The organism is Actinosynnema sp., assembly GCF_052038725.1.
This window is the reverse complement of sequence record NZ_JBQGCX010000628.1, coordinates 1-10,045: the sequence shown is the minus strand read 5'-3', so window position 1 is coordinate 10,045 and position 10,045 is coordinate 1. Positions and strand designations below refer to the sequence as shown.

9 protein-coding genes and 1 tRNA gene are annotated in these 10,045 nt (G+C 73.2%); 5 read left to right on the top strand and 5 right to left on the bottom strand.

Annotated features, from left to right (window positions below; translation table 11 throughout):
• Nucleotides 1–194: 194 nt before the first annotated feature.
• Nucleotides 195–428: a hypothetical protein gene (locus ACTUAL_RS13315; RefSeq protein ID WP_096491472.1), complete on the top strand. Its 234-nt coding sequence runs from the start codon at nucleotides 195–197 to the stop codon at nucleotides 426–428.
• Between the two features lie 156 nt (nucleotides 429–584).
• On the opposite strand, the gene ACTUAL_RS13310 is transcribed toward ACTUAL_RS13315, so the two are convergent.
• A complete protein-coding gene (locus ACTUAL_RS13310; RefSeq protein ID WP_096491471.1) occupies nucleotides 585–1,391 on the bottom strand; it encodes a Bax inhibitor-1/YccA family protein in 807 nt (268 codons plus the stop codon).
• A gap of 277 nt (nucleotides 1,392–1,668) precedes the next feature.
• On the opposite strand from ACTUAL_RS13310, the gene ACTUAL_RS13305 reads away from it, so the two are divergent.
• From ACTUAL_RS13305 to ACTUAL_RS13295, 3 genes are all read left to right on the top strand, one after another.
• Nucleotides 1,669–3,036, top strand: a complete 1,368-nt coding sequence (locus ACTUAL_RS13305; RefSeq protein WP_440900455.1) for an MSCRAMM family protein — start codon at nucleotides 1,669–1,671, stop codon at nucleotides 3,034–3,036.
• 26 nt (nucleotides 3,037–3,062) lie between these two features.
• Nucleotides 3,063–3,749 (top strand): class F sortase, encoded by a 687-nt coding sequence (locus ACTUAL_RS13300; RefSeq protein ID WP_096491469.1) that lies wholly within the window; start codon nucleotides 3,063–3,065, stop codon nucleotides 3,747–3,749.
• Between the two features lie 84 nt (nucleotides 3,750–3,833).
• Nucleotides 3,834–4,997 carry a polysaccharide deacetylase gene (locus tag ACTUAL_RS13295; RefSeq protein ID WP_440900454.1) on the top strand — a complete coding sequence of 388 codons (1,164 nt, stop codon included), beginning with the start codon at nucleotides 3,834–3,836 and terminating at the stop codon, nucleotides 4,995–4,997.
• Nucleotides 4,998–5,034: 37 nt separating this feature from the next.
• On the opposite strand, the gene ACTUAL_RS13290 is transcribed toward ACTUAL_RS13295, so the two are convergent.
• A complete protein-coding gene (locus tag ACTUAL_RS13290) occupies nucleotides 5,035–5,658 on the bottom strand; it encodes a GyrI-like domain-containing protein (protein ID WP_440900453.1) in 624 nt (207 codons plus the stop codon).
• A gap of 140 nt (nucleotides 5,659–5,798) precedes the next feature.
• Between ACTUAL_RS13290 and ACTUAL_RS13285 the strand changes: the two genes are divergently transcribed.
• Nucleotides 5,799–7,442: a DUF885 domain-containing protein gene (locus tag ACTUAL_RS13285; protein WP_440900452.1), complete on the top strand. Its 1,644-nt coding sequence runs from the start codon at nucleotides 5,799–5,801 to the stop codon at nucleotides 7,440–7,442.
• 236 nt (nucleotides 7,443–7,678) lie between these two features.
• Here ACTUAL_RS13285 and ACTUAL_RS13280 read toward each other — a convergent pair.
• From ACTUAL_RS13280 to ACTUAL_RS13270, 3 genes are all read right to left on the bottom strand, one after another.
• Nucleotides 7,679–7,753: transfer RNA gene (locus tag ACTUAL_RS13280), tRNA-Leu, on the bottom strand.
• 87 nt (nucleotides 7,754–7,840) lie between these two features.
• Nucleotides 7,841–8,911, bottom strand: a complete 1,071-nt coding sequence (locus ACTUAL_RS13275) for a SagB family peptide dehydrogenase (RefSeq protein WP_096491465.1) — start codon at nucleotides 8,909–8,911, stop codon at nucleotides 7,841–7,843.
• The coding region (locus tag ACTUAL_RS13270) for an ATP-grasp domain-containing protein (protein ID WP_440900451.1) at nucleotides 8,892–10,045 on the bottom strand (1,154 nt) is incomplete at its 5' end. The genes ACTUAL_RS13275 and ACTUAL_RS13270, both read right to left, overlap by 20 nt.

Sequence of the window (10,045 nt, the reverse complement as noted above, 5' to 3'; positions counted from 1 at the left end):
GCAGGGCTTGGGGTGGGTGCTGGGGGGGGTGCGGTGCGTTGAGGGCCGCCCTGGGGCGGTGCCCGCGGGGCCCCGCCTTTGACCCATCGGGTGGAAAGGCGCGCACGCCGCCCGGCGGGGCCTGTCCGGCCGGGTGATCAGCCGGCAGCATCCCCCTCCGGGCGGTCGGGAGCCCGCCGAACGGAGGAGGCGGCATGGCGCACGTGTGGTGGCGCGTCGGCTCGGACCCGCTGTGCCACGCCTTCCCGCCGCCGGGCGACCAGCAGGCGGGCGACCACCTGGCGGCCTGCTCGGGGGCGCGCAGGCCCCCGGACGGCGCGGGCGGCCAGGCGCACGGGCCGCTGTGCGTGGCCTGCCTGGTGCGCCTGGAGGGCGCGGGCGCCGCGCTGGCCGCGCACCCCGGCCCGAGGAGCGGCCAGCCCTGCTGACGGCGGGGCCGTCCCCGCAGCCCCTGGGAAGCCCCCGGACGAGCGCGCCCCGGAAGACCCCCGGAAAGGCGAAAGACGCCCCAGCCTGTACGGCCGAGGCGCCTTCCTCATCCAGTTGGCACGGGGGTGTCCCCCTCCAGGGCTGACCCGTCCGGGTCAGTCGTTCTGGAAGTAGGACAGCAGGCGCAGGATCTCCAGGTACAGCCACACCAGGGTGGTCATCAGGCCGAACGCGGCCCACCAGGCCCACTTCGACGGGACGCCGCTGCGGATCATCTCGTTGGCGGCCTCGAAGTCCAGCAGGAAGCTGAAGGCCGCGATGCCGATGACGACCAGCGAGAAGACGATCGCCAGCGGGCTGCCGTCGCGCAGGCCCAGGTTCACGCCGAACAGGCCCATGAGCAGGTTGGCGAGCATCAGCACGCCCGCGCCGACCATCGCGCCGATGACCCACTTGGTCAGGCGCGGGGTGACGCGGATCGCACCGGTCTTGTAGACCACGAGCATTCCGGCGAACACGCCGAACGTGCCGAGGATGGCCTGCCAGGCGATGCCGGGGAAGAACGCCTCGAACACGCCGGTGATGCCGCCGAGGAACACGCCCTCGGCAGCGGCGTAGGTGAGCACCAGGGGGGCGCTCGGCGTCTTCTTGAAGATGATGATCAGCGAGACGACGAGACCGATGATCATGCCGGGGAGCGTCAGGGCGATCGGGTTGACCGCGCCCGTCAGCACCAGCCAGGCCGAGACCAGGCCGGTGACCAGGGTCAGGCCCAGGGTCACGGCGGTCTTGGTGACCACGTCGTCGATCGTGATGGGGCGCTCGCCCGAGGCCTGCTGCTGCGGGTAGCCGCCGCCGTACTGCTGGCCGTAGGGCTGAGCCTGTCCGTACTGCTGCCCGAAGCCCGCGGGCCCCCCGCCCTGGGGCAGGTTGCGGAACGCGGGGTTGCTGCTGGTGCGCACCTCAGTGTCCTCCTGTTGGCGTCTCGCGCCTTCACGGGGTTCAACGTCCGCACGAGCAGATCGGTTCCCGGCGGGTAAAACGGACTTTACCCAGTGGAGCTGTCAGTTACCACCTACTTGAGTGGCGGAGCGTAGTCACCCCGTACCCCAGTGGCGGCTTGTCCGCACCTTCGGTACCGGGAAAGCTCACCAGGCCAGCACCTTCCGCACCCATTTTCAGGGAGTCTTGCCAATCATGGGCTGGAGACGACTCGCTGGGGCTACGCTCGCGGCCGGTGTGACCTTGCTCGCTTTACCTGCGGCTATCGCCCAAGCGGCGCCGCAGGAGGGGCTCGGTTACCAGCACGAGGCGCAGCCCTACAAGGATCGCCCCAACGGGCCGGGGTGGTCCGGTTCCTACATCTGGAACAAGAAGCAAGTGTGGTGCGTCGCTTACGCGCTCAAGGCGCCGGACAGCGACGTCGAGTACAAGGAAGGCGACGAGCTGCTCACCAAGGGCGGCAAGTCGCTCGCGCCGGACGTCGCGGCGAACATCTCCTACCTGCTGCTGCGCTACAGCACCACGACCTCGGCCGACGAGGCCGCTGGGCTGTCGCACCTGCTGCACACCTGGACCGCCGCGCCGGACGCCCAGGCGGGCATCGTGATCGGGGCCGACGTCCCGTTCCAGAAGGTCGCCTACGACGAGCAGTTCAACTACGACCGGCTGCCCGCCTCCGCGCACGAGGCGATCGCCCGCATGAAGGCCGACGCCGAGGCCAACCGGGGCCCGTGGGCCGCGCAGGTCATCGCGCCGACCGGCGACCAGCTGATCGGCACGGCCGACACCTGGACCGTGACCGTGTCCAAGCAGAGCGGCGGCGGCGTCGGCGGGGTCCCGGTGACCGCCGAGCTGACCGACGCGAAGATCGAGGGCAGCGACGCCGGGACCGCGGAGCTGGTCACCCCGGCCGACGGCAAGCCCCTCACGCTGAAGGTCGTCCCGACCGGCCCCTCCCCCTCGGTGGCCGTTCGACTGGACAGCCCGGCCGACAAGCCGGTCGTGCACGTCCCGGCCGACAGCACCATGCAGCGCATCGTCACCACCGGTGGCGAGAAGAAGCTCACCGCGAACGCGTCCGCCTCCGCGAAGACCCCTCCGGGGATCGTGAAGATCGGCAAGGTGGACTCCGAGACGAAGAAGCCGCTCGCGGGCGCGGCGCTGCGGGTGACCGCGGCGGACGGGTCCACCCCGGCGGTCCTGCAGGACGAGAGCCCGCTGGTCGGGCCGGAGGGCACCCCCGTGGTGCTCCAGACCGGCGCCGACGGCACCGCGGTCGTGGAGGACCTGCGCACCCCGCAGGAGATCTGCGTGATCGAGGTGGCCGCGCCGAAGGGCTACGAGGAGAACTACGACCCGAACGCGCCGCCGAAGGCGTGTGGGAAGGTCGAGCCGGGCCAGACCCTGGTCCTTCAGCTGAGCAACAAGCCGAACAAGCCGATCGTGCCCATCACCATCCCGGCCGGTTCCGAGGGCGGGGTGGCGCTGGCGACGGCGTCCTTCACCACGGTGACCGCGCCCGGCGCGGTGGCGGGCTTCGCGGGCGCCGTGCTGGTCAGCGGCGTCGCGCTGGGCCTGGTGGTCCGGCGGCGGCTGGCGGCCTGAGGTGATGATCCGGCGGTGCTGAGCAGATGGTGAGAGCTCTGCTGGCCGGTGCGGCGGTGGTGGGCGTCCTGTCCACCACCGCCGCTCTGGCGATCACGGCGCCCGACGCGGTGGTGACCGGGCTGGCCAGGCCCGCCGACCCGGTGGTGCCGCACCCGCTGGGCGACAGCCTGCGCAGCGGGCGCGGCGTGGACCTGGCCGGGATGCGGGCCGGGTCGAACGCGCCCGCCGACCTCCCGGTCCCCGAGCCGCCGCCACCGCCCGCCGCGCAGGTGCGGCCGGGCACGGTGCGGCTGCCCCTGGGGAACACCGCGAAGCTGGTGCGCAGCGAGGTGACCCCGGACGGGGTGCTGCCGGTGCCGGACGGCGTCGGCGAGGCGACCTGGTGGGGCGTGGACCTGGGCGCGCCCGAGGGCGCGACGGTGCTGGCGGGCCACGTGAACTGGAAGGGCGCGACGGGGCCGTTCGACGAGCTGTGGCGGGCCGAGGCGGGCCGCGAGGTGCTCGTGGTGGACACCTCGGGCGCCGAGTACCGGTTCGCGGTGCGGGACGTGCTGGCGGTGCGCAAGGACGAGCTGCCGCGGCGCGCGGTGGAGCTGTTCGGGCCGTCGGGCGAGCACCGGCTGGTGCTGGTGACCTGCGGCGGCCGGTGGGTCGGCGGGCAGCTGGGGTACGAGGAGAACCGCGTGGTGGTGGCGACGCCGGTCGGCTGAGCGCCGCCGGTGGGGAGCCCGCGCGGGCGCGCCGGTTTCCGCATGAAAGCAACCTCCGGACGCAATGTCCCGTCCACGAGGGTTGTGAAGCGATGGGGCTGGCTCTCGACGGTGGTCGCGCTCGTGGTGGTCCTGGTCGTGCTCGCGGTGCTCGGCGCGCGGGAGTCGCCGCCGGGCGGGGGCGCGGGCGAACCGGCCGCGCGGCTGCCCGGTGTGACGACCGGGTCGTCCGCGAGCGCGGCCCCCGCGCCGACCGTTCCGCCGCACCCGGACCCGCCGTCCTGGATGCGCAGGCTCCAGCCCGGCGAGAAGCCGCCGCAGTTCCTGCTGTTCTCCTTCGACGGCGCGGCGTCCAAGGAGCACTGGGACCGGCTGAACCCGATCGCCGCGCGGACCGGCGCGCACGTCACCGGGCTGCTGTCCGGGGTGTACCTGCTGACCGAGCAGCAGGGCGCGGCGACCTACCGGGGGCCCAAGCAGGGCGCGGGCAGGTCGGACATCGGCTTCGGCGGCACGCAGGCGGACGTGGAGCTGCGGATCGGCTACCTGAACCAGGCGATCGACGACGGGCACGAGATCGGCACGCACTACAACGGGCACTTCTGCGCGGGCGGGGCGTCCAGCGTCGGCGACTGGGACACCGCGGACTGGGGCAGCGAGCTGGAGCAGTTCTTCCAGATCGTGGAGAAGGCCCGCGCGAAGGGGTTCAAGCTCGACCCGAGCGCCGTGCGCGGCGGGCGCACGCCGTGCCTGGAGGGCAGGTGGGACCAGGCGTTCCCGGCGATGCGGCAGCGCGGGCTCGTCTACGACACCAGCCACGTGAGCCTGGGCGTGCAGTGGCCGTCGGTGCGGGACGGGGTGTGGGAGTTCCCGATGCCGGAGGTCCGGGTTCCCGCGCTGGGCAAGCAGGTCGTGATGATGGACTTCAACCTCTGGTACGCGCTGGACGGCGCGAAGGAGAGGACCGATCCGGCGAACGTGCCGCTGTTCACCCAGGTCGTGGTGGACACCTACCGGTCGGTGCTGCGGGCGGCGGCGAACGGGAACCGGGCGCCGGTGGTGATCGGCAACCACTTCAACGACTGGGCGGGCGGGGCGTTCAGCGAGGCGGTGGAGCGGTTCATGGGCGAGGCGTGCGGCGCGGGCGGCGCGGTGTGCGCGACCTACACCGAGGTGCTGCAGTGGATGCAGCTCCAGGACCCCGAGGTGCTGGAGCACTACCGCCGGATGCCCGCGGCGATGAACTGACGCCCCGCGCCCACCGGTGGGCGCGGGGCGGCGGGCGTCAGGGCAGCCTGGTGACCGGTTGGCGCACGATCGTGCGGCGCTTGGCGGGGGCGCCGCGGCGCGGGTCGCTCAGGCAGACCTCGTGGTGCCTGCCGGTGGGGGCGAGGCCGTGCTCGGGGATGAACTCCTCGTGCACGCGCCGCAGCGGCTCGGCCTCGTCGTCGTACGCGCCCACGTGCAGCGCCTGCGCGCACAGGCCCTCGGAGAGCGCTTCCACGCGGACCTCGCGCAGCCGGGCGGGCGGGTCGCCGCCCGCCTCGACGCGGTCGAGCGCGCCCGCCAGGAGTTCGTCGCCGACCCGGTCCGGCAGCAGGAGCAGCAGGGTCCGGCGCCACTTGGCCTTGTCGCGCTCGCTGGTGAACGGGGCGTGGTCCTCGGACCACCACAGGCCCTCCGGCGGGGGCATGACGTAGTCCCGGCCCAGTTCCCCCTTGCTGGTGAACTTGAGCCGGCAGGCGACCGGGTGGAGGGCCGAGACGGCGTCCGCGCACGCGTCGGTGTCCGGGTCGCCGCTGCCGTCGATCGCCAGGTAGCGCAGATCGGGGACCTCGACGAGCTCCGGCTCGTCGCGCTTGGCGGTGCAGCTCGGGACGGTCCGCTTGAAGCCGACCTTGTCCGCCACGGGTCCTCCAGGGGTGCGGTTCCGGGAGCGGGCACCGCACTGCGGGGGTGCGACGATTTCCGCGCGTTCCGGCCGCGCGCGGGGGTGGTCGTTTCCTAAGCTAATGACCGGCAGGGACGACGAGCGCTGGGAGCACCCGCATGGCGACGACCGCTGGACTGGCCGAGGAACTCCTCGAACTGGTCAAGGACCTGGACCCGATCGGCGCGGCGCTGTACGGCCTGCCGGTGGCCAACGCGGGCCTGGAGGACGTGAGCGAGGCGGGCGAGGCCGGTTCCCGCGCGCGGGCGCTCGACATCGCCTCCAGGGCGCGGGCGCTGCCCGAGGACGACGACCCGGTGACCCGCGCGGTGGTCGTGCAGCAGGCGCTCGCGATCGTGGACCGGATCGACGCCCGGCTGGTCGAGCACTCGATCACCGACTCGTTCTTCGCGCCCGCCGGGATGCTCCTGGCGATGCTCCCCATGCTCACCCCCTCCGACGAGGCCCAGCAGCGGGCCTACGTGGCCCGCCTGGCGGCGATCCCGGAGTACCTGGGGCAGGTGGCCGACCGGCACCGCTCGGGGCGCTCAGCGGGCCGCAGGCCGGTCGCGCGCCTCGTCGAGGCGGCGATCGCGCACCTGGACCGCTACCTGTCCGCCGAGCGCGACCCGCTGGCCAGGCACGAGCTGGTCGCGGGGGTCGCGGCCGAGCGGGACCGGGTGCTGGCCGAGCGGGTGCGCCCGGCGTTCGCCGCGTACCGGGAGGTGCTGCGGGAGCTGCTGCCCGACGGGCGGCCGGACGAGCGGCCGGGCCTGTGCTGGCTGCCGGACGGCGAGGCCGCGTACGCCGCGCTGGCCCGCCACCACACCACGACCCCGCGCACGCCGGACGAGCTGCACGAGACCGGGCTGGCGATCATCGCCGACCTGGAGCGGGAGTACGCCGAGATCGGCGGGCGGGTGTTCGGCCCCTCCGACGCGGCCGGGGTGTTCGAGCGGATGCGGACCGACCCGGCGCTGCGCTGGGACACCGAGGAGGAGCTGCTGGAGGCGGCGAGGACCGCGATCGCGCGCGCCGAGGAGGTCGCGCCGAGGTGGTTCGGGCGGCTGCCCGCGCAGCGCTGCGTGGTGGAGGCGGTGCCCGCCGACGACGCGCCCGGCGCCCCGACCGCCTACTACTCCTCGCCCGCGCTGGACGGCAGCAGGCCGGGCACCTACTACGCCAACACGCACCGGGTGCGGGAGCGGTTCCGCTACCAGGCCGAGGCGATCGCCTTCCACGAGGCGGTGCCCGGCCACCACTTCCAGATCTCGCTCGCCCAGGAGCTGACCGACCTGCCGCTGCTGCGGCGGATGGCGTCCGTCACGGCCTACCTGGAGGGCTGGGGGCTCTACACCGAGCGGCTGGCCGACGAGATGGGGCTGTACTCGGACGACGTGGCGCGGCTGGGGATGCTGGCGCTGGACTCGATGCGCGCGGGCAGGCTCGTGGTGGACACCGGGCTGCACGCGAAGGGCTGGAGCCGGGAGCGGGCGGTGGCGTACCTGCGGGAGAACACGCCGCTGGCGCTGGTGGAGATCGAGAACGAGGTGGACCGGTACATCGCGGCGCCCGGCCAGGCGCTGTCGTACATGGTGGGCCGGTTGGAGATCCTGCGGCTGCGGGCGGCGGCCGAGGCGGCGCTCGGGGCGGCGTTCGACATCCGGGAGTTCCACGACCTCGTGCTCGGCGGCGGGCCGCTCCCGCTGGCCGTGCTGGACGAAGTGGTCACCGACTGGGTGAACGCTCGATTGGCGAACTGAACGGGCGGGCCGGGGCCGCTTTGCGGCGGCCCCGCTTAGTCCGCAAAAGTGCGGAAATGCGGGCTGACCTGCTGACTCCCTCACTAAATCAGGGGGTCGAAACCGTTGGTCCGCTGCACGAACAAGGGAAAAGACCCACTCCGCGCGGTGAACTCCGCTCCCCGGCTCCATCGCGGCGCGTCACCCGCCCGCACGTCCCTGACCTGCGAACGGGTGACGAACAGCTATCACGAGCGTGCCCCCGACGGGATTCGAACCCGTACCTGTGACTCTTTTAAGGAGCCTGCCTCTACCCGTTGGGCTACGGGGGCAGCGGGGAGCCTAAGCGGTTACCGTGCGTTCGTGGAGGCTGTTCGATGCACATCCCCCGCACGGCTCAATGCGAACTGCTATTCCGTTCATTCGAGTAATGGGCCGAGCGCGCTGAAGCCCAGGACGATCTCGTGATATGCGTCACAACCGAGTGCGCGCTCCACCAGCTCGTCCCGCAGCGCGGCGGTGAAACCGACGCCGAATCCCATCGCCGTGGCGACCAGGTACGCGGTCTGCGAGAGGTGCCCGACGTCCATCTGGACCACCCGATAAGCCCGTGACGTGTCATAACGCCAGCGGGTGCGGTCGAGCACCCCGGTGTAGGCCAGGACGAGCGCGGCCTCGCCGACCCACTCCTGCCCGCCAGCGGCCTCGGTGAGCTGCTCCGGCGCCCACACCACCCCGAGGCGCTCCAGCGCGTGCCCGAGCGGGTCGAAGTGGTACCACCCCGGCTCGACGCCCTCGACCGCCCTGACGTGCGCGTACACCTCGACCGGGTGACGCCCACCGCCCGATGGTGTCATCTTGAAGACGGTCCCGGACCGCCCGACCCTGGACCGGGCGGGTGACGGCGCGGCGAGCACCGCCAAAATTTCACCCACTTGGCGGAGCGGAAGCGGTCCTCGGCCAAAATCTCGCGTTGTGCGACGGCCCAGCAGGACGCTCCGCAACCCCTCCCGCCCCCATTCGGGGTCCTCGGCGGGCGCGGGAAGATCCACGCGCACACCGCCGATAGTCCTGAAGGGCGGGGGCGGCGGGTCGGTGCCGAGCTTCGCGTCCAACTCGGCGTCGTGCTCGTCCACGCCCTGGTAAGGCGCGTCGGCCAGGGTGCGGCTGGCGAAGTGGTAGTGCCGGGCCGCCACGCCCCACGGGCCCCAGCCCGCCAGGAGCCGCCGCTCGGCCTCGTGCTCGGGCGAGCCCTCGACCAGCAGCACGCGCGCGCCGATCAGCTCGTCCAGCACCGCGCGCAGCGCCGCCCGGTCCGCCTCGGCCAGCGGGGCCAGCAGGGCGTCCACGTCGGTGAAGGTCGCGAACTTGCGGCACAGCAGCTCGGCGGTCTCGGTGATGGCGAACTGGCGGTGGTGGAGGTAGTCGTCCCAGACCGCGGTGCCGTCCCGGTAGGACAGCGCCGCGTGCTCAGCGACCTTGACCCGCACCCAGCAGCTCCTCGAAACGCCCGGCGACCCAGCTGTGCACCGCGTCGGAGACGCGGGTGTCGCCCGCCCGGTGCTCGAACCACCGCCAGTCGCAGTTGACGTTGACCTCGAGGAACACGTGGTCGTCACCCGCGACGAGCAGGTCGAACGCCGCGACCTGGAGCCTCCAGTGCCGGGCGAGCGCCAACAGCCTCCCGCGCAGCCCCTCGGGCACCTCGACCGGGGTCACCCGGACCGCGTCCGGGTCCACCCACAGCTGCGCCGGGTCGATCTTGTCGACCTGGTAGGCCAGGCACTCCTCGTCGACGGTGAAGACCCGGATCTCGGTCTCGGCCGTGACGTACTCCTGCACTATCACCGGCGCGGTCTCCGGCACGTCGCCCGCCCGGCTGGTCTCCAGCGGGCGGGGGAACAGCCCGTGCTGCACGCCGGGCCGGGGCTCCAGCAGGTGCCGCCCGGCGGTCTTGACGATGCACTGCCCGCCGCCGGGCCTGGTGCGGCCGGGGCGGGTGGTGACGGCGGTGCGCGGCACGGTCAGCCCGAACGCGGCGGCGTCGGCCATCTGCGTCAGCCGGTCGAGGTGGGCGGTGTGCCTGACCGGGTTGACGTGCGCCCAGTCGCGGCGGGTCGACAGCCAGCCCGCGACGGCGTTCCACTGGTCGACCGCGTAGGCGCCCGCGAGCGTGCCCGGCTCGACCGGGACGGCGGACAGCTCGAAGTGCCTGCGCCACACCAGCAGCGGGCGGACCAGCCAGCGGTCCAGCTCCAGCAGCGGGGTGTCGGTGTAGACGGTGAGCGGGAGGTCGGTGCAGCGGTCGGCGTCGATGCGGACCATGCGGATGCCGCGCTCGGCGAGGGCGATGGAGAGCTCGTTCATCTCCATGTCGGCGGAGCGGGCCAGGACCAGCACGCACGGGACGGGGCTGCCGTCGCCCTCGTCCACGACGCCGAGGCGGTGGGCCTGCTCCTGGAAGTCCAGGCACCTGGGCTGGGTGCGGAACAGGTACTCCTGGCCCTGCATGAGCAGCGGGGTGGGGCGCAGCGGGAGGGTGCGGGTGGCGGCGGGGCGCTGCGCGGGCGAGCGCTGCGCGGGCGAGCGCGGCGGGGCCGGGTGGGGCGGGGCGGGGGGCTGTG

What these genes read in the sequence shown, in the direction of transcription:
- ACTUAL_RS13315 (WP_096491472.1), top strand. Translation starts at nt 195, where the DNA reads ATGGCGCACGTGTGGTGGCGCGTCGGCTCGGACCCGCTGTGCCACGCC.
- ACTUAL_RS13300 (WP_096491469.1), top strand. Translation starts at nt 3,063, where the DNA reads ATGGTGAGAGCTCTGCTGGCCGGTGCGGCGGTGGTGGGCGTCCTGTCC.
- ACTUAL_RS13285 (WP_440900452.1), top strand. Translation starts at nt 5,799, where the DNA reads ATGGCGACGACCGCTGGACTGGCCGAGGAACTCCTCGAACTGGTCAAG.